Source organism: Apilactobacillus waqarii (assembly GCF_019061205.1).
In the GTDB taxonomy this organism is placed as follows: Bacteria; Bacillota; Bacilli; order Lactobacillales; family Lactobacillaceae; genus Apilactobacillus; species Apilactobacillus waqarii.
Genome location: NZ_JAHQYH010000011.1, coordinates 6,137 through 28,897 on the forward strand (window position 1 = coordinate 6,137; position 22,761 = coordinate 28,897).

Below are 22,761 nucleotides of genomic sequence, written 5' to 3' on the forward strand. Positions count from 1 at the left end.
GAATAAAAATCTTAAGATTTTCTTTATAATTTCTTAAGATTTAAGACGAATAAGCACAAAAAAAGCCACCCATCAAGATGATGAGTGGCTTTTTTGCCGATCTATTTGATAAAAATTAAAAATCTTTTAATCATTATCCTTTTGAACAAACGCGGTATTAGCTGTTATATATTCGTTTTTACCAACATATAGTCTGGTAATTCCGTAATACTTAACTACCTTTTGAACTTTGACCACATTACCTTGTTGTAATTTGGCAGTCCAATTCTTATTGCTAAATTTCAAATCGGTGTGAATTCTAATACCATTCTTAGCTATTACTCTGAACTTCTTATGGTTCTCATGGTAATAACGACTTACTTGCTTGTTTGAAGCAGTCTTTGAATTAGCATCAGTCTTCTTGCGGCGGAATGTAACCTTAGCATTGCTACCACGGTAGAATTCCTTCAAGTAAGCATCGACATAAGCATCACTATGATCTGACAAGTTCTTAGGAAGTGATTTGTGTGATGCCTTGTACTTCTTAGCATCTTGAGTTGCCTTACGTTGAACGTAACTCTTTTCATCAACCACGAATTCTTTGTTACTTGTTACATAACGACCATGTCCAATGTAGAATCTTGTGATTCCGTGGAACTTAACCACCTTTTCAACTCTGATGATATCACCACGACGAAGTGTTGATACCCAGTTGCGATCTGTAAAGTTCTTACTTGTATGAATCAAAGCATCCTTTTGAAGTCTAAATTCAGTGTAGTTCTTTCTATAGTAACGACTTACCTTAGTTGGAGTCACTGTCACAGAGTAGCCTGGGTTGTTAATAGTTTGTTGCTTCTTAACAACTGGTGTAACTACCTTCTTATGGGTCTTCTTAGTGTTTGCTTGGACAGTCTTCTTATGAGTTTGCTTAATTGGTGTTTGTTTTGCCTTGGTCCTGTGTTTCTTGACCACAGTTGGCTTCTTGGTTGTTTCAGTCTTCTTGACTACCTTCTTCTTAGCTGGTTTTGTCTTGATTACTGGAGTAACCTTCTTAACAACCTTCTTCTTGGTTGTCTTCTTAGCCTTCTTAGTAGTCTTCTTCTTATCGGCCTTGGCTAGTTGAGTTGCAACTACGTAATCCTTGTTACCGGTGATGTATTCACCGTGACCAACGTATAGTCTAGTTGTCTTACCATATTTAACAATCTTAATGACCTTGATTAGATCACCATGTTGCAATGTAGTAATCCAGTTGTGCTTGGTAAACTTAGGACTCATGTACATTCTTGCACCATGTTTGTTAGAAACTCTGTACAACTTGTAATTCTTCTTGTAGTACTTCTTGGAAACCTTAGAGAAGTCTTGTTCTTGATCAGCCTTCTTCTTAGCTTGCAATTCAGCATATGCTCTGTTGTAAGCAGTTTGGTAAGCCAATGATTGGCCACTGATATCTTGCTTGATACCCTTCTTGATGTCAGAGATAGCTGCCATTGCAGCCTTGTAGGCATCGTCCGTAGCAACGTTACCAGTTGGTGCTGGCGTGTTGTTAGTTGGTTGAACAGGGTTTGCAGCTTGATATCCCTTGTAAGCAGAGTCGGCATAGTTGAAACCAACTTGGTAATATGGATTATCTGACTTGGATTGAGCATTAGCCCTGTTACCATCGTTGTAACCAGATTGTGATTGTTCGTAACCCATTCTAATTGCAGCGGCATCTTCAGGAGTAGCTGAGTACTTGTTAACTGCAGCTGTTTCACTTAGTCCTTCAGTGTATGCCTTAGCACCATTGTTAGCAGCTTGTTGAGCAATTTGTGCTTCACGTTGGTAAGCAGCAATGAAGACTGGGTCGTTACTATCACTTAGATGGTTGTTTGGACGGTTTGAATTAATATCAATCAATGCCAATACAGAACCACGGTAAGTGTTATCCACATTAGTGTTGTTAGTATGACTTGCCAATTGATCAGTACCTAGTTGTACTAATTCGATACCAACCTTAGCGTCAGTGTAACCCTTGGTAAAGATGTCCTTAACGGATTGGTTATTACCAAATTGACCTAGTGAATCGTTCAATGAACCATTTTGTAGGTAAGTAACACTGGCAGTCTTAGCGACTTGACTGACGTATGCCAATGCCTTGGCGTAAGCAGCCTTGTATGGAGCACCTTGTTCAGCATTTGCATATTGACCAGGGTTTCCATTCTTAATGTCGTTAATTGCAGCAGCAGCTCCACGGTAAACACTGTCTTCATTAGAGTTAGAAGTATGGTTAACACCATCGTTTGCGTTTTGCAATGCAAGGTTGTAACCATTTTGGGCATCAGTGTAACCCTTAGAGTAAGCAGCACGTTGTGATTGGTTATCACCGAATGATGATAATTGATCATTCAAGTTAACATCATTACCAAATCCAGTCGCCCCGTTGGTAGTTTCAGGTTGGGCAGTTTGTAGAGCCTTTTGATATGCGTCAATGTAGACGATATCGTTAGAAGCCTTAGCTTGAGCTCCATCGTTTCCACCCTTGACGTCGTTAATTGCATTAACAACGGCCTTGAATACCAAGTCGTTGGTACTGTTTGCTTGATATGGACTAGCTTGAGTAGGGTTTTGTTGAGCTTGGGCGTAAGCCTTTTGAGCATCGTTATAACCCTTGGTGATAGCATCCCTATCAGCTTGGTCGTTTCCAACATGGTCTAATAGGTCACCCAATTGAGCATCACTTAGGTAACCAGTGATACCACTTCTTAGGATTTCGATTGCTTCAGCTAAAGCCTTATCGTATGCACTTTGTGCTACGACATCATCGTCAGCTGGACGACTGCTACCTAGTTGACCTAACTTAACATCGTTAAATGCAAGTGATGAACCATGGAAGGTTTGATCAGCATTGGTATCAGTTTGTCTGCTTTCAGTATCTGGCTTGCTCTTGGCTTGACCATATGCAGTTTGTGCATCAGTGTAACCACGGCTAATTTCATTCTTAAGAGTGTTGTTCTCACCTTGTGCAGCAAGCAAGTCAGCTTGTGATTTACCTTGGTTAAATCCAACGGCACCATTTTGGGCAAGTTGGTTAGCCAATGCTTTAGCACGGTTAAATGCTGAAATGTATGCTGGGTTAGTTTGTGATGCATCAGGAGTAACGTCCTTATCCTTGGCGACGGCGTTAAACGCATCGGCAGCTCCGACGTATGCCACGTCTTCGTTGCTTGATGTCTTATGATCGTTAGCCTTAGATGCATCTTGTTGAGCGGCGTTGAAACCGTTATTGGCATCAGTATAACCAGTAGTGAAGACATCCTTCAATGCTTGGTTGTTACCGAATTGACCTAGTGAACTGTTAAGGTCGGCACTGTTACCGAATGCTGCAGCACCGGCATTAGCTTGAGCTTGTGCTTCTTGCAATGCCTTAGCGTAAGCAGCTCTGAATGGTGCTGATTGTTCTGCGTTTGCATTTTGACCAGCATGACCATTCTTAACATCTTGCAATGCAGCAGCTGCACCACGGTAGACTTCGTCACCATTGCTTGAACTTGCATGGTCACTACCATCATTAGCATTTTGAAGTGCTTGAGCGTAAGCAGTTTGCGCATCGTTGTAACCTCTTGAGTATGCATCCTTTTGAACTTGGTTGTTACCAAACTTAGCAAGTTCATCGGCAAGGTTAACACCTTGACCGAATCCAGTTGCACCATTGGTTGCTTGAGGTTGTGCTTCGTTCAATGCACGTTGATATGCATCTACATATACCTTGTCGGTTGAAGCATTTGCTTGAGCACCAACGTTGTTAGCCTTCACGTCAGAAATTGCGTTCGCAACAGCGGCAAAGACAAGGTTGCTGTTAGTGTTAGCAGCATATGGGTTGTTTTCAGTTGGGTTTTGTTGAGCTTCTGCGTAAGCAGTTTGTGCATCATTGTAACCCTTAGCGATTGCATCCTTATCTGATTGGTTAGCACCCGCACTGTTAACAGTGTTATCAAGAGTAGCACCCTTGATGAATGCGTCACTTCCGTTCTTAGCAACACCTTGAGCGTAACTTAAGGCCTTGTCGTAAGCACTTTGAGCAACGGCATCACTGTCAGCAGGACGACTGTTGCCGTCAGTACCATTCTTAACATCGCTGAATGCTAATGAAGCACCATGGAATGTCTTGTCAGCATTGCTATCAGTTTGATGAGTAGTTGTGTCAGGTTGTGCTTCAGCTTGACTGTATGCAGTTTGTGCATCAACGTAACCACGACTGACAGCATTTTGTAATGCCTTGTTGTCGCCTTGTGCACTTAGCAAGTCTTGTTGAGCAGTTCCCTTGTTGAAACCAACTGCAGCATCTTTAGCGATTTGTAGTGCTTGATCCTTCGCACGACTGAATGAAGCAAGGTAAGCCGCATTAGTTTGTGATGCATCAGGAGTTGGGTTTTCACCACGAGATACCGCGTTAAATGCATCGGCAGCTCCACGGTAAACTTCATCCTTATCACCATTAGTGCTATGAGTTGAACTCATATTAGCATCCTTTTGTGCGTCGGTGTATCCGGCACTCGCATCGTTGTAACCCTTAGCAAAGGTATCGCTTAATGCTTGGTTGTTCCCAAATTGACCAAGTGCGCTGTTAAGGTCGGTCTTGTTACCAAAAGCAGTTGCACCAGCATTGGATTGAGCTTGGGCTTGAGCCAATGCCTTAGCGTATGCAGCTTGGTATGTAGCTGATTGTTCTGCGTTCGCATGTTGACCAGCAGTTCCGTTCTTAACATCTAATAATGCAGCAGCTGCACCACGATAAGTTTCATCACCATTAGATGACGTGTTGTGGTCGGCGTTGTCGTTAGCATTTTGCAATGCTTGGCCGTAAGCAGTTTGCGCATCATTGTAACCCTTGGTGTAAGCGTCCTTTTGAGCTTGGTTGTTACCAAATGATTCAAGTTGTTGTTGTAGGTTGACACCATTACTGAATCCGCTAGCACCGTTGGTTGCTACAGGTTGGACTTCGTTTAAAGCACGTTGGTAAGCAGCAACGTATGCAGGATCAGAACTCTTGTTAGCTTGAGCACCCGCTTCACCGTTCTTCACATCGCTAAATGCGTTTTGAGCGGCTTCGAATACCAAGTTACTGTTAGTTCCGGTTGCGTATGGACTAGCTTGACTAGGAGTTTGTTGAGCTTGGGCATATGCTGCTTGAGCATCGTTGTAACCCTTAGTAAAGGCGTTCTTGTCAGCTTGGTTGTCACCTAGTTTAGCAACTTGAGTGGCTAGGTCTTGACCATTACCAAAACTAGTTGCCCCGTTGTTAGCTACTTGTTTAGCAGCATTCAATGCAACTTGGTAAGCGTCTTGGTAGACAGGACTGGCATCAGAAGTACCGTTTTGGCCTTCTTCACCATTCTTCACGTCGTTAAATGCGGCAGCCGCACCCTTGAAACTTTCATCCACATTAGTGTTACCAGTGTGGGTGATGTCATCTGGGTTTTGACGTGCTTCATTGTAACCTTGTGATGCACTAGCTTGACCAGCTTGGTAAGCATTCTTATCAGCTTGAGTCCAGTTAGTCATGTCTTGGTTACTGTTAGTGAATTGGTTTTGGGCACCAAGTGACGCCTTAGCCAATGCCTTATCGTATTCAGCGCTGTATTGGTCTTGGTAAGCTTGAGTCTTGTTAGAACTAGTGTCAAAACTCTTCTTATTGTTACCTTCAACTGCGTCTAGGTAACCATCCTTAGCACCATCGTGACCAGTTTGCACATTATTGTCACCAGATGTGTAGTTGGCGTTGGCATCCTTTTGACCGTTAAAGTCAGTAGCACCTCTCTTACCATCTGTTACAGCTTGAGCACCTGATTGATATGCGGCACTTGGGTTGATTGGTGCTTGAACATTGTTAAGTGCGTCATCATGACCTTGTTTAGCGTCATCGTAACCCTTTTGAGCTGCTTGACCAGTCGCACTGTTGTCATCGGTTTTGGCACTTCCACTGTTGTAAGTAGTTGCACCAGCTAATGCAGCAGTTTGACCAGCACTCACTGCCTTGTTGTATGCATCGGCGTAAACTTTAGCTTGAGTTGCATCAGTAGGTTGTGAGTTGTTAGTATCATAACTTCCATCATGGAAACCATTTGCAGTGGCGTGGTATGCAGCCACTTGAGCGGCAGTACCGTTGTAAACTGAACGATTTGGATTAGTTAAAGCATCGTTGTATCCAGTTTGCATGTCACTAGCAGTTTGCACACCAGCTTGGTATGACTTATCGTTATTATTTTGGTTAATTTGACCACTAACTTGCGCATTGTATCCAGCAGTTGCTTGATCAAACGCGTTCTTGTGAGCGACGTTTAGTGCATCATTTGAATTGGTAGCTGTATCAGTTTTACCAGCGGCAAATTCTGCAAGTCCTGCAGCTGCTGCTTGAGCAGCTTCGTTCTTCGCACTCTTGTAAGCGTTGATGTATGCAGTTGACTTACCATCTAGTGAAGTGTCGTTACCGGTCTTACCAGCAGCGAAACCGGCCTTAGCACCTTCAAATGAGTTGTAAGCATCACTATCAACAATGTTGTTGTTAGCAGTTGTAGTGTCACCCTTGATTGCATTGTATGCAGTTTGAGCATTTTGCTTACCTGCGTTGTATGCATCTAATTCAGTTGAAGATAGGTTTGAAGTATCTGTTGATGGATTAGCTGCGTATGCATCGTTGGCACCACTTGTAGCAATTTGTTTAGCATTGTCGTAAGCGTTGTTGTAAGCATCTTGGTATTGAACTGACTTGTTAGCCAAAGTTGAATCCTTTGGTTCGTCGTTCTTACCAGCAGCAAACGCAGCTTGAGCGGCAAGGTATCCAGCTTTTTCAGATGCTGATTCATTACCAGTTAGTTGACCACCGCTGGTAAACAATTGACGACCTGAAACCATATCGTTGTAAGCCTTAACCCCAACCATGAATTGTGGATTAGTCTTTTGTTCATCAGTGTAGTTTCCACCGGCTTGTGCGGCCTTGTAACCAGCTACTGCATCGGCATAAGCCTTAGCAGCAACACCACTTGGTGCATTGGTTACAGCTGGACTAGCATTTCCATCAGCAAATGTTTGAGCACCTTGAATTAGTGCTTGTTTGGCATCGTCTTGAGCCTTCTTGTATGCAGTTTGGTATGCCAATGACTTGTTAGAAAGATCAGTGACATTACCAGTCTTGGCATCGTCGAAAGCTTGTAGCGCAGCTCTGTTAGCATCATTTCTTGGAGCGTCGTCAGTATTACTGTTTGAAACACCGTTGTAGGCGTCTTGGTAACCATTCAATGCGGATAGTCCGTACTTGTTACCGGTTTGAACACCACTATCAGCGTTATCTGCAACCTTAGTACCAGCAAATCCAGTGTTAAATCCTTGTTGTGCATCTTGGTAACCATCTTGACCTAGCTTATCGCTTGGTTCTACTTGGTTATTTACAAATGCATCCGCACCAGCATGGTATTGAACTTGCATTGCTTGAATAGCTTCTGCATATGCGGCCTTCTTAATTGGATTGTTTTGAATTGTTGGATCATCAGAGGTGTAGCTGTGACCAGGATTATCAACCAAGTCTGCCTTAGCTTGTTGTGCTGCTTGAGTAGCACTTAGGTATACAGGATCTTGGTTATTACTGTCAGTGTTACTGCTTACGATTCCACTAACGGCATCTTGAACAGTATGAGCTGACTTAATACCATCTTTTTGAGCAGCATTTGGATTGCTGATTGGTGTGTTGTTAACAACTGAATCGAATCCTGCCTTGGTATCATTGTAACCTTGAGCCAAACGATCCTTAGCTTGTTGTGAAGTTACACCAGTAGTATCCGCCACGTTCTTACCACTATCAAATTGTTGTTGACCAGTTTGGTAGTTAGTTTGTAAATCAGATACGGCCTTGTTGTAAGCATCAACGTAAGCTGGGTCTTTGTATTGAGATGATTGTGGCTTGTCAGGGTTAGCAGCAATTGCATTACTTGCATCGGTGTAGGCCTTTTGAGCCTTAGCGTATGCGTCGTTGTCGACATGGTCGGTAGTGGTGTTGTTTTCAACATCATTTAGGCCAGCTTGACTGGATTTGTATGCGTTGTATCCAGAAATGTAAGCAGTGGTTGCACCACTTGGAATAGCGGCAGAAGGAGTGTCCTTGGCTAGACGGTATCCGTCACTAGCATCTTGGTAACCCTTAGTTTGAGCAATTGAATGAGAGTCTGTGCCGTATGGTTGGTCTAGTCCCTTGTTAAAGTCACTAGCACCGGTTGCAGCATCCTTTTGAGCTTGTTGCTTAGCAGCAGCATAAGCATCGTTGTAAACCACTGATTGACTTGCATCAGTTGGTGTTTGGTTATTAGAGTTGCCATTGGCACCATCTTTGTAACCATTCAATGTTGCTTGGTATGCGGCTTCTTGAGCAGGAGTACTCTTGTATTCATTGCCGTTGTTACCTGGGTTAGTTGTGGCATCGTTAGTACCGTTTGCTAATTGCTTAGCATTTTCAATTCCTTGAAGGTAGTTAATATCCTTATTATCGTTATTAACCTTGCCATCCTTTTGATCATTGTACCCTTGATTACTTTCAGCATAGGCTGACTTGTATGCTTCATTCAATGAATCATTAGATGCTGTTGATTGATCACTTTTACCCGCAGCAAAGTCTCTTTGAGCTTGTGCTGATTGGGATTGTGCTTCATCATAAGCTGAATTGAATGCGGCCTTGTAGGTAGCTGATTGAGAATTTATGTCATCTGGCTTAATTCCTTTAGCACCAGCTGCGAAACCAGCCTTAGCCCCGTCAAACGCTTGAGCGGCATCACTACCGGAAGCATTTGGGTTAGCCTTGGTGTTGTCAGACTTAGTATCGTCGTAAGCAGCAATTGCATTTTGCTTACCAGCTGCATAAGCAGTCTTTTGAGCTTGAGTCCAACCATCTTGGCTAACTGGAGTAGTGTTGTTGAATGCTTCGGCAGCACCGATTGTTGCCTTAGCTTGGGCATCGGCATAGGCGTTGTTATAAACGTCTTGGTATGCTTCTGGTTTGCTTCCTAGATCACTTGGCTTAGCACTGTCATTCTTACCACTTGAGTAAGCATCTTGAGCAGCAGTATAACCAGCCTTTTCAGCAGCACTAGCACTTTCTGGTAATTGTTCACCATTTACATATGCATCGTGTCCATTAATTGATTGGTTGTATGCATCTACCCCAGCCATAAATGATGGTTTCTTCTTATCATCATCGGTAATCTTACCGTCTCTGGCAGCTTCATAACCTGACTTAGCGTAGTCGTAAGCAGCTTGCTTAACTTGACTTAGTGCGTCGTCACCAGTTGGTCTACTTTCACCATTAGCAAAGGCAGTGGCACCACTAGTAGTTGCTGCAGCAGCATCTTGTTGTGCCTTTTGGTATGCCAATTGGTATGCAACAACTGGTTCTTTAGAGATATCAGTTGTCTTTAGGTTCTTAGCATCATCAAATGCTTGAAGGGCTGCAGCGTTTGCTTGTTGTTGCATTGCATCGCCTGAAGTGTCCTTCTTGTTTGATAATGCATCTTGGTAACCAGCCAATGCAGATTGTCCAGCTGTTTGACCAGCCTTAGTAGCACTGTGTTCGTTAGGAACGCTAGTACCATTGAAGCCGGCAGTGAAACCAGCTTGGGCGTCGTTGTAACCTTGCTTACCTAGATCAGTGCTTGGTTTAGTTTGGTTGTTCAAGTAGTCGCTTGAACCATCAGCATATTGTTGATGCATTTGGTTAACAGCAACCTTGTAAGCAGCCGCCTTGATTGGGTTATTTTGAATACTTGCATCATCTGAAGTAGTTGAATGATCTGGATTATTTTGTAAATCTTGTTTTGCTTGTCCAGCTGCACTGTTGGCAGTTTGAACAATTGGATCATTGCTGCTTGAAACGTTGTCGGTTGCGACTCCGTTGACGGAATCGATAACTTTTTGTGCCATGTTAGCACCCTCTTGGGTGGTTGCATTAGCGTTGTTGGTTGTAGTTCCATCAATCTTGTCATTGAAACCACGTTGAACATCAGCGTAACCTTGTTCAATTTGGGTCTTAGCTTGAGTTGATTTAGCACCTGAAGTGTCAGCAGAGTTGCTACCGTTAACGAATTGGTTAGTACCATCTTGATAGTTTTGCTTCAAGTCGTTAACTGCCTTAGCATAAGCAGTTTGGTATACAGGTGAACTATCACTAGCAGTTGCTGGTGAATCTGGGCTGGCACTGATTGCCTTAGAAGCGTCATCGTATGCCTTTTGAGCCTTGTTGTATGAAGCAGAATCGACAACGTTTGCAGTAGTTGTACCATTTTCGATGTCATTAATTCCGGCTTGACCAGACTTGTTGGCATTGAAACCAGCTTTGTAGGCATCAGTTGCGTTAGTTGGAACCGTTGCATCCTTGTTGGTTGCAGCGTTGTATCCATCTGTTGCATCTTGGTAACCCTTTTGTTGAGCAAGACTTTCAGCTGAACTACCAGTTGGTTTAGTATTGCCAGCAATGTATGAGCTAGCTCCAGTGGTTGCAGCTTGTTCACCCTTTTGCTTAGCAGCTTGGTAAGCATCGTTGTAGGCCTTAGCTTGATTATGATCTGTAGTTGTTGCGTTATCGTTATTGCCGTCACTACCGTCTAGGTAACCATTAACGGTTGCCTTGTAGGCAGCGTCTTGAGCAGCTGAACCAGAGTTGTATGAATCTTTCTTACTTGGATCAGTTAAGGCGTCGGCAGAACCCTTGGCAACGTCTTGAGCAGTCTTAACACCTGATTGGTAAGAAGTGTCCTTGTTACCGTTATCAACAGTGTTATTGTTTTGAGCGTTGTATCCAGCTTGAGCTTGGGTGTAACCATTAACGTGAGCAACGCTTAGTGCATCCTTGGCTTTAGCATCAGCAGAATCGTCTAGTTGGGCGTTGAATTGATCAGCTCCATCTTTGGCAGCTTGTTGAGCTTCTTGCTTAGCAGCGTTGTAAGCGTTAATGAATGTTTGAGTCTTGTTAGTTAGGTCAGTGGTTGCACCAGACTTACCGTCTGAGAAACCAGCCTTAGCACCATCGAATGCTTCACCAGAGTTACTACCAGTTGGGTAATTGTTTTGAGCGGTAACGTCTTGCTTAGTCTTATCGAAACCAGCTTCTGCATTCGCCTTACCAGTGTTGTAAGCATCCTTTTGCGCTTGAGTCCAGTTGCTTTGATCTACCTTAGAAGCTGAGTTACCAAATGCTTCACTAGCACCAGCTTGGGCCTTTTGTTGAGCATCTGCGTAAGAATCTGAATATTCATCTTGGTAAATACCAGGTTGTTGATTCAAATCACTTCTTTGTGGTTGATCACTTGCACCAGCTGTATAGGCTTCCTTAGTGGCGGTGTAAGCTAATGTTTCAGCTGTAGTTGCATCCCCTGGTAATTCTTTTCCTTCATTAAATAAAGTACGACCATTTTGGGCATCGTGATATGCCTTAACCCCAGCCATGAATGATGGGTTATCTTGTTGCGCTTGAGTCAAAGTTGCGCCAGTCTTGGCTGAATCGTATCCTAAACGCGCATCATCGTAAGCCTTAGCTTGGGCATCTGTGATGGCATCAGTCACTGTTGGACGAACTTTACCACTAGCAAATGCAGTCGCACCAGCTGTGATGGCTTGTTGAGCAATTTCTTTGGCCTTGTTGTAAGCAGCTTGGAAAGCCACTGGTTCTTTAGCAAGGTCGCTGGCACTCATTGAAGTATTGTTCTTAGCATCAGCAAATGCTTGTTTTGCACCGTTGTTACCGTCTTTTTCGACTTGTGGTGCGTTCGCATTCTCATCATTTCGAGATAATGCATTGTTGTAACCAGCAAGTGCTTGTTCACCAGCGGATAGTCCGTTTTGAGCAGCACTGTGTTGGTTAGCAATTGATGTTTGACCACTGAAACCAGCAGTGAATCCATCGTTTGCTTCTTGGTAACCCTTCTTACCTAGGTCATCATTAGGTTCGGTGGTGTTATTCAAGTATGCATTAGTTCCGGCATCGTAGTTAGCCTTGTATTGTTCTTGAGCTTGCTTGTAGGCAGCTGCCTTTACAGGGTTGTTAGCAATACTTGAATCAGTTGATACATCAGCATGATCTGGGTCGCTTAGTAAATCATTGTGTGCTGATTGAGTTGCGCTGTTAGCAGCTTGAGCAACTGGGTCATTGCTGTTCTTGTATGAGCCATCAACTGAAGCCTTAACAGTGTCAGTTACTGTCTTAGCAGCATCCATCCCTGCTTTTTGAGCATCGTTTGGATTAGTGATGGTTTGACCGTTAATCGCAGCATTGAAACCAGCTTGAGCATCAGCGTAACCTTGGCTAATTCTACCCTTACCTTGGTCTGATGAAACGCCACTGGTGTTAGCGCTTGATTGAGCATCCATGAATTGTTGCTTACCTGCATCGTAGTTCTTCTTCAAGTCAGATTGAGCTTGCTTGTAGATTTCTTGATATGCAGGTGAAGTATTAGTAGTTGCTGCTGGGTTGTCTGGGTTAGCGGCAATAGAATCACTAGCATCCTTGTAAGCTTGTTGAGCTTGCTTGTATGCATTGTCATCAACATGGCTAGTTGGAGTTGTAGCACACTTTTCAATGTCAGATAGACCTGTACGAGCAGATTCAGCCGCATTGTATCCAGCCATGAATGATGGATTGTTCTTTTGTGCTTCAGTTGGTGTTTGTTTATTAACAGCGACATCGTGACCACTTTGAGCATCCTTGTAACCTTGGCTTTGAGCTTGACCAGCCAAACTCTTATCGGAATTATCTGCTTGACCTGCGTTAAATGCGTTAGCACCATCAGCAGCCTTTTGAATTCCTAGTTCATGAGCTTGGGTGTATGCATCAGCGTATGCTTTGGCTTGAGCAGAGTCGCCTTCAGGAACAGTTTGACCGTTATTGTTGTTATTAGCACCAGCTGTGATACCAGCTAAAGCAGCGTCATAAGCAGCCTTTTGAGAAGCATTGGCTGGAGTAAATGACTTGTCATCACTGCCAGTTGCTTTTTGAGCTGCTGAAACACCAGTGTTTTCATCACTGCGTAATTGTTGACCTGCCTTGTATGCTGGATCATTGGTATTGATACCAGCACCAGTTTGACCTTTATATCCAGCTTCTGCTTGGGTGTAACCATCATTATGAGCTACGTTCTTAGCGTCGGTTGCAGAAGCAGTGGCGGTATTACTCTTGTTAGCGGTAAATTCATCGATACCGGCTTGAGCATTTTGCTTAGCTTCTTGTTGAGCCTTGTTGTAGGCCGCCTTGAATACGTCTGACTTACCGTCTAGTGAAGTTTGTCCACCATTAGTACCGTCAGCAAAACCAGCTTTAGCACCTTCGAATGATTCTGAGCCATCACTACCTGCAGAGTATGGGTTGGTTGCATTGACATTGTCTTGGTTTTGCTTGTATGCATTATTGGCGTTAGTAACACCAGTTGCGTATGCATCCTTTTGTTTTTGCGTCCAGCCAGTTTGATCCACTGGTTGACCAGTCAATGCAGCATTGGCCCCTTGAGTGGCCTTTTGCTTAGCATCGTTGTAAGAAGTAGTATATGCATCCTTGTAAGCTTGACTCTTACCAGTTAAATCAGGCATTTGCCCATCTGATTTACCGTTAGCGTATGCATCAACAGTACCTTGGTAACCATCTATTTGTGGTTGAGTCCAGTTAGTCATGTCTGGTCTAGTGTTACCACCAGCGGCTGCTAATCCATCGTTTCCTGACTTAGAATCATTGAAACCAGTGTTTAGAGCTGAGTTGTTCTTTTGAGCTTCTGTTAATGTTTGACCAGCTTGTTGCAAGTCATGACCTTGTTTAGCAGCATTGTAACCTGCACTTTGAACCTTAGAAATTGGATCAGTATCAGTAGTGTTGTTGTCACCATTGACATAGCCGCTTGCACCCTTGTCATAAGCAGTTTGAGCAGCTTGTTTTACCTTGGCGTAAGCCAACTTGAATGCATTACTGTATGAAGTGTATGCAGAATCGTTGTTAGCAAGACCCTTACTAATGTCAGTTAGTGCTTGAGATGCACCATTGTTAGCGTCAATTTGGTTTTGATCAGTGCCAGCTGGGTAGTTGATTTGACCAGTTGAAACGGCATCGTTGTAACCTTGTAATGCCTTTTGACCTTCATTAAACGCATTGATGGCTTCATTAGTCTTCTTGGTTGATGAAGATTGACCACGAACGATGGCGTCTTCGAAACTTTGTTTAGCATCCTTGTAACCCATATCGTATTCAGTAGTTGGGTTAACAGGTTCAGCTTGACTACTTAGGTATTGTTGAACACCGTTTTGGTAGTTAGTTTGCATTGCATTAACCGCATTGGTATATGCAGATGCGTATACACTGTTTGAAGCATTTGGATTAGAAGATGGTACCACATTAGATACATCTGGATTGGCATCGACAGCATCCTTAGCTTTTCTTGCTGCAGTGAAGGCTAGACTGTAGATTGGGTCCCCACCAGTATTGGTTAACTTACCATTGTTGGCAACATCATTAACCGCACCTAGTAGTTGTTGACCTTCTTGAAAACCTGATTGAGCACCAGTAGTTGTAATGGTGGTTGCGGCTTGTTCACCACTTAAAGCATCTTTATAACCTTGTAATGCGTCAGTGTAACCTTTCTTCAACATTTGAATAGCTTGGGCAGTTGAACCAACCGCTGTGTATCCAGTACCCGAACTAAATCCTGAAGCAAATTGTGATACCCCTTGTTGGTATTGGCCTTGTAGGTATGATTTCGCAACTATATAAGCATCAGCATAAGCTGGTGATTTACCAGTCATATTAGGATTGTTAGGATTGTCTGGATTTTTACTTAAATCAGTGTAAGCATCGTTGAAGGCATTGTAAGCATCATTGTATGAATTTTTATCAACAGCTGAAGTGTAACTATTTCTGTTACCACTTACAGCATCATTATTAGCTAAACTTTCAGATTGATATGCATTGTAACCTGTCATGTATGCAGCATCGGATGCTTGAGGTGATTGGATGGTCTTGGAATCGCTGAATCCAGTTTGGGCACGACCATAACCATAGTTAAACGCTTGTGAATCGGCATCTTTACCAGTAGCTTGGCTTTGTCCTCTGACGTATGCCAAAGCACCATTAGCTCCATCTTGAATTGCGATATCTCTTGATCTGTTATATGCGTCAACGTATGCCTTAGATTGGTTAGCATCACGACTTAGTGGTGTTGCAGAAGCATTTGGTGTGTTCTTCAAAACATCATTAAATGCTCCAGCAGTACCATCGTAAGCAGCAACTCTTACTGCTGAACCAGTGTAGCTAGTACCTTGAGTTGGGTTAGCCTTGGCATCATTAATACCAGCAATAATATCATTGAACATGGTGTTACCAGCTTTGTATGATGCACTATTGTTGGTAGTATCAAACGTATTTGTGGTTGATGCATTGTAACCCTTTTGAGCTTGGTTGTAACCATTACTCATTGCCTTAGTATCAACAGTTGCGTTGGATGAAGTTGTGTCGTAGGTGTTATCTTGGCTAGCTTGGAATGTAGCAACCCCTTGCGCTTCATCTGATAATGCCTTGGTCTTGGCAGCAACAAAAGCAGCTTGGTAGGCATTTGATTGCGTATTAATTCCACTTACACCATATGAAGGCAATTGAGTATTTGGAATATTTGGATTAGCAACATATGCATAAGCATCCTTTACCCCGTAGTAAGCACTCTTCGAGTCGCCTGATAGTCCATTATCTGTACTATTTAGTGCTTGAGCTTGTTTTACCCCATCGGCAGATTGGATACCTTGAGCATTACCAGTTGTATATGGTTTATCTTGTCCTTGCTTAGTTACACCACTAGCCCCATCTTGATAACCATTTTCGGCAATTGATACACCGGTTGCGTAGTTCTTATCTTGTTGTTGTTCAGCTTGGCTAACAGTACCGTTAGTGTAGTCATTGGCACCGGCTTGAAGACGACCAGCTGTATTACCTTGCTTGTAAGCATTTTGGTAAATTGGGTTGTTTGCTTGCGCAGCACTGTTGTTAGTAGATGTTCCTTCAGTAGATGCCGAACCATCTTTGTAACCATCAACAGATCCTTGGTAACCATCTTGGTATGCAAATGGGTTAACAGTGCTTGGAACGTTGGTTGGGATATCGTTAATTGAAGAATTATTCTTAACGGCAGCCAAACCATCGTTAGCACCTAAGGCTTGTGAGTAAGCTAATCCATAAACCGTGGTTGTGTTGTTGTTATTACGTTGTTTCTTTTGTGCATCAAGCAAAGCGTTCATAGTATCTGCGTAACCAGGTTCTGTGTTGGCGTTAGGGTTGTTACTACCATTGTTAAAGTCCTTAATGGCATCAGCATATCCTTTAGCGGTAGCTTGTCCATTTACAAAACCAGCGGCAGCGTTGGTGTTAGCTGGAGCAGATGAGTTTGGATTACTCAATCCTTGCTTAAATCCAGTAGTTAATGCTTGGTAAGCTTGAGTGTAACCAGCTTGAATAGCTGCTGTTGATTCTTGACTTGGGTTTGGTTGAACCCCGTTGTCAAAGTCTCTGACAGCATCTGCAGAAGCCTTGTTGATATCTGCGACGGCACGGTTGTATCCATCAATGTAAAGTGTTCCATTCGGACTACTTGTGATTGGTTGGATAGTTCCGTTTGCAGAAGCATTGTTCAATGCATCAACAACACCATGGTAAGTTTGTGATGGTGAGTCAGATACCTTTGGATTACTCTTAGCTTCGGCAGCATTGTAGTCATTCATGAAGGTATGACCAACTGTTTGACCTTGTTGGTAGTTAGCGTTTGAATCAGGAGTTGATCCAGTAGTCATGCGAAGAACTGAATGGTATCCATCCATTACTTGTTTGTATGCTGCTGTGTAAGCAACGTTCTTAGCGCCATCAGCGTTTAGTGTTGCATCAGTTGCTGATTGGTTTTGGCTCAATTGTTGCAATGCTTCATTAGCTAAACTAGAGCCATCTGAATAAGCCTTGTTATATGCATCAACGAAGACCTTGTTATATTGGGAAGTAATTGTCTTAGAACCAGTGGTTGAACCAGTAGCAATGTCCATGTATCCAGCCTTGGTACCATTGTAGGCATCCAATTGATCTGGATCGCTTGGTGTGTTGTTTTGAACTGATGTCTTAGCTGTATTAATCCCTGTATTTAAGTTTTGTTGTTGCTTTACACCATCAACGTAACCTTGAGATTTGGTGTTAACAGTGTTTCCAGTTGTTCCATTGTATCCATTAGTTAGGTCGTTAAAACCAGCTTGTAGGAATCCAAATGAAATTTGTGGTTGAGTGTTACCTGCAGTTGGTGGAACAGTTGTCTTCTTGGCAATGCTTTCACCATTTTGGTAATCAGCTTGAGCTTGGGTGTTGAACCAACTTTGCAAATCTGTGTACAAAGTACCACTAGGACTTTGTTGGTTATTGTATTTAGTATTTTCCAATGATGCTAGTTGAGTGTTAAAGATATCAGCTGCAACATTGTAAGCAACCAATTTATTACCATCGTTAGCAGTTAGTGCAGCTTGGTTATTAGCTAGTGCATTATTTGAATCACTGAATCCAGTTGTCACATCATTTTTGAATGAATTATATCCCAACTTGTATGCGTTTTGTAGGTTAGTAGTGAATTGAGCAACAATTGTACTACTGTTTACGTATGTTGGATCAGCCTTGTTAGCTGAAGGTGTAAAAGTTGGTAAGCTTTGGCTTTTACCATCACGAGCATCCAATAGACCTTGTCTAGCGGCATCGTAACCTTGACTGTAGTATGCGATGTAGTATTTCTCATGACCACTGACAGAAATAGGCAAGTTATTAATGTAATCCTGTGCACCTTGGTTGAATGCACTAGCATCGATGTTCTTGGTTGCATCTAAACGTTCATCACTAACCCCAGTGTTAAATCCAGTTACATAGGTTTTATCAGTGTTATTAGTGGTAATATTTGAGTTTCCTGGTTGGCTTTGTGCTTGAGAATATCCATCTGAATGTCCTTGAGCAGCAGTATTTACACCAGTAGCATAGTTGGTATCACTATTGGCAACAGTTTGGCTAACAGTGTTGTTAACATAGTCATTAGCCCCTGCTTGTTGTCTACCTTGTGCATTACCATTTTGGTATGAAGTTTCATAGTTAGCAGTCGTTTGATTTGTAGGATTGTTGTTGGTGTTTGATCCAGTAGTGGATGACACCCCGTCTTTGTAACCATCAACAGCACCCTTATAACCAGTGTAGTATGAAGAAGATAGGTTTTCATCTTTTTGATAGTTGGCTGGAATTACAGAATTTGGATACTGAACCCCTTGTGGATTAGCGCTATTCTTAACAGTGTTAAGACCATCAGATTGACCTTGGTTGAAGGCAGTTTGGGCATCTGAGAAACCACTGTTAAATGATTGTTGACCAATTGTTGAGTTGTTGTATGGGTTGTTAGCGGCTGTGTTAGCTTGCTTGTTGTTGAAAGTTTGCGCCCCTTGTTCGTAAGCCTTTGGTTGAACGTATAAGATGTATCCAACTTCTTCAAGCAAGTCTAGTTTTGATTCTGTTTGAGATGTTAGATTAATGTCGGTTTGACCTTGAGCCGCCTTGTAGTATCCATACTTGATACTCTTGTAGACAGTCTTGTCCCCTACATATGAATCGTCAGATAAGGCACCGTGACTTGTAGTACTTGATTCTGATGAAATGTTAGAAACCGCATGAATCAATGCTGCTTTAACAGCATCATATGCTGATTGAGCGGCAGACAAGTTGTAGATACCAGCAGATGGGTTTACAACTGTTGGTCTTTGCTTAGCTAGTGCACCGTTAATCAATGATTGTCCATATTGGAAACCGGCTTGTTCGGCCTTACTTGCGTTAGGATTTGGATTAGCAGCGGTTGGGTTTGATACGTTTTTAACCGAATTGAAATAACCCGCTTCCGCATCCAAATAAGCATTCTTTTGCGTTGGGTTTGATAGAACAGTTCCGTATCCACCGGATGTACTGTTAATAATCGCGTTTCTTTCATCTTGAACGAATGAAAGAGCACCTTGGGCATCAGATAAACCAGTTGTTGTAGCTGATGCTGGAATACCCAAGTATGTTGAAGCAAGTCCGTATTGTGATTGAAGAGTTGATAATGGTAGTGATGCCTTACTTGGATCTAGTCCAACTAGATATGCTTGGTTATATTGATTTACACCATCTTGATAACCAGGAATATTTTGTAATTGCGGACTAGTAATACCGAAATGGGCATCACTAACACCGGCATCATAAGCGGCCTTTTGGTAACCTTGGATATAGGCAACCGGGTTAACAGCAGCGTTAAATCCAGTAGTTTGTTTTAAATCATCCAATGATAATGGTGAATTCTTATTAAATGCTGCATATCCACTTTGGGCATCATTGTAAGCACCTGTGTAGTCGGTACTTGTTCTGGTAGCGAAACTTTCTGCATTCTTGGCATTGGTGTTACCAGCAGAGGCATCGGCTAAACCATCAACGATACCATTTTGTTGAACAGCTGTACTACCGGCAGTAATTCCCATATCACCATTTTCAGTTACTTTTCCGTTACTACCGGTGTTGTAACCTTCAATTGTGATTGTGTAGTTATTAGTCCCTGCCGATGGACTAGTGTTAACGATGTTGTTAACACTGGTCAAACCATACTTGAAACGCATCCCTACAAATTGAGGGTTAACGTTTCCGATTGCACTCTTTTGTAATACAAAAGTAACTGGGATAATTTCACCAGCGTAGTTGGTTGGAACGTTAATTGCCCCAGTGTAGAGGTTAGGATCGGCATTTGAATATAAATCTTGTGTCGATGAGTTTGGATAAGTTGTTAAATTATTGAAATTACCTTGTGGATCAGTTCCAGAGTATCCAACTTGATAGTAAAGTTTTTGCCCTAAAATTGAGTTGTAGTTGGTCAATTTAGCGTATGAAGTAATAACAGTGTTTCCGTTATTATCAACAGAAACCCCACTAGTTCCTACGAATTGAACGGCAGGAATACTTTGAATTTCTAGTTGGGTTGTATTTACACTTCCACTGACTGGGTTACCAGAACCATCGACACCAGTGTAGTTAACACTACCTGATGGAAGGTTAAAGTAGTAAAGAGGAGTGATACGGTTGGATGAATCCTTTATTCCGACGTTGTATGCATTAATTCCTTTTTGGTTACCACCAGTTTGGAAAGTATTATTGGTAGTGTTGTTATTGTAGAAGATGACGTGATCACTACCAACACCATTAATAGTTAAGTTACCGTAGTATGGAGTTACATATCCACCATTTTGGTCGGTAAGTCCAACAATCAAGTTACCTCCATTGCCAACATAGAAGTTACCATTGTTATTTTCGTTGGCAATCAAACCATATAAAGTAGCTTGACGACCACCAGAAGTGTAATAAGTTCCAGTTGTTTGTGGCAAACCAGCTTCAAGTGCCTTAACTAATCCACCGTTGATAACTTTAATTGTGGATGCCCCTTGCATATCGATTGCTTGGTTATAGTAACCAGCAGTACCGTTATATCCTTGGAAGTTAATGGTACCACCATCGACTGTGATGTTACCCCCATTCATGTAGATACCACCTGATAGACGGTTAGCAGTTTGTGAAGCTAATGGAATAATATTTAAGACCGCATCCTTAGCAACGTTCAAGTTGGCTGATGAACTACGGAAGTAAATTGCCATATTAGAACTATTAATTCCATTTTCACCCTGTCCACCAGTATCACGACTGGCAAGGGTCATCTTGGAATTTTGACCAAGTGTCATGTTCCCATACAATTCAATGGCGTTACCACCATATACTGGTGAAGTATTACCGAAGTAATGAGAATTATTTTCTAGAACGAAGTTTTGCACTTCCAGGTTTTGTTGGTTCCCACCACCAACGGTTAAAACGTTTTGCGTAAATGGTGAGTTGTAGTATGCAGACTTAGCCAAATTATTGTAGTTAACCGGATTTAAAACGTTAACATTTCCGGAGAAGTATACATTTTGTGTTGTTGCACTAAGCAATTGTCCACCAATGTAGTTAATATTGGAGTAATGAATATTATCATTAGCACCGACACGGAATGGGCCATAATAGTTGGCAGCATAAAGTGATTGGAAATTTTGAAGATACAAATCAGTAAAGTTACTGTTAGTGAATGTGTAATCCATGTCATGGAAATCCATCATGTGGTTTTGTCCATCAATTGTGATAGATGAACCGGTTGCATTAATATTTGCGTATTCACCACCAGTACCAGTAAGTGCTGTTAAATCAATATCACCGACAATCTTAATTTTAATAACATTGTTAGCAACATTACCACCACCGGCATTCATTGCACCAGTTTGACCTGTCAAAACATTGAAGAATTGGCCACCATTGGAAACAAAGACCACACCAGATCCCTTGGCGGTTTCTTGGTTAACAACATCGTTGTAACCCATGTTGTAGTATTGGTTAGATGTATTTACTGGGTTAAACGCAGTATTAACCTTAAAGTTGTTAGAGCTGTCAAATGAGTTCGCAATTGAGTCTTTGGCACCCAAGTATGCTTGATCATATGGGTTAGATGAGTTTCTGATTCCTGCGAATGAATTCATGTAGAAATCTTGATTTCCTTTGCTTGCTTGTCCAGGAGCAATACCGACCCACTTACCTGATTCGGCATCATTGTAACCTTGCATTGCCAATGTCATGTTTGTGGCAGTATCAAAAGCCTTCGCCAAACCGGCGTAGTTAGCATATTGCTGGCGTGCTTGTTGGATAATTGCATCGCTAGCTTGAGGAATGATTGAAGCCCCAATTTGATTAGATGATTGCACACTGACGTTATTAACATTTGAGAACTTAGATAGTAATTGTTGTTCGTAGTTTTGTGTTGAAGTGTATGCTGAATATGGAGTATCGGCCCCACCACGGTATGGAGAATCCGGACTGTTGTAGTTTTGTGGAGTTCCATCTGTTAATGCAGTTTGTGGATTGGTAGTTGATGCACCAGTAAATCCGCTTCCGTTACTAGACGCAGCACCAGACGAAGAATTGTTAGATGCAGTTGTATTTGCCGCAGTATTGTTTGCTAGACTGGCTCCACTTGAGCTCAAGCTGGCGACTTTAACGTTTCCAGCATCATCTTTTCTATTAGGTGTGTTTCCATAGTAAGTGTAATCTTGAGTACCGGCACCAATTCCTTGAGTCTTTTGGTTGTAATCGTTCATTACTGCAGCTGCGGCTGCATAACCAGCATTGTAGTAGTTAATTGCTTGTCCGGTTAAAGTACCCGAGTTGTTTGCCTTACCATTGTAAGCATCTTGATAACCTTGTTGAATTTGTTGGGCATAAGTAGCTGAATCATCATTGTTGTTAAAGCTAGGAGCTTGACCATTAGTAGTTCCTACAGTAACAACTGGAGCAGACGCACTGGCTCCTGAAGACGCACTGGTCCCGTTAGTTGAGGCAGTGTTAGTGTTAGTGGCAGCAGTGTTAGTGTTAGTTGCGGCATTTCCACTACCAGCACTTTGATTATTATTTTGTGTACCACTAGTAGTATTGCCGTTAGTAGTATTACTGTTATTAGTAGTGCCTCCGCTAGTACCATCCGCATGAGCTTCTGTTCCACCCATGGTGTACGCAGTGGTTCCCAAAAAAGCTAATGTCGCAACGGATACTACAACCCATTGTTTCTTAACTTTCTTCATCACTTTCTTATCTTTTACTTTGTTAAATTGTTGCTTGTTGTATTGCATAGTAATGGTCCTTTCAAATTC

1 protein-coding gene is annotated in these 22,761 nt (G+C 42.3%); it reads right to left on the bottom strand.

Annotated features, from left to right (window positions below):
* Nucleotides 1-126 precede the first annotated feature (126 nt).
* A complete protein-coding gene (locus KTJ72_RS06315; RefSeq protein WP_217304403.1) occupies nucleotides 127-22,740 on the bottom strand; it encodes a DUF5776 domain-containing protein in 22,614 nt (7,537 codons plus the stop codon).
* Nucleotides 22,741-22,761 lie beyond the last annotated feature (21 nt).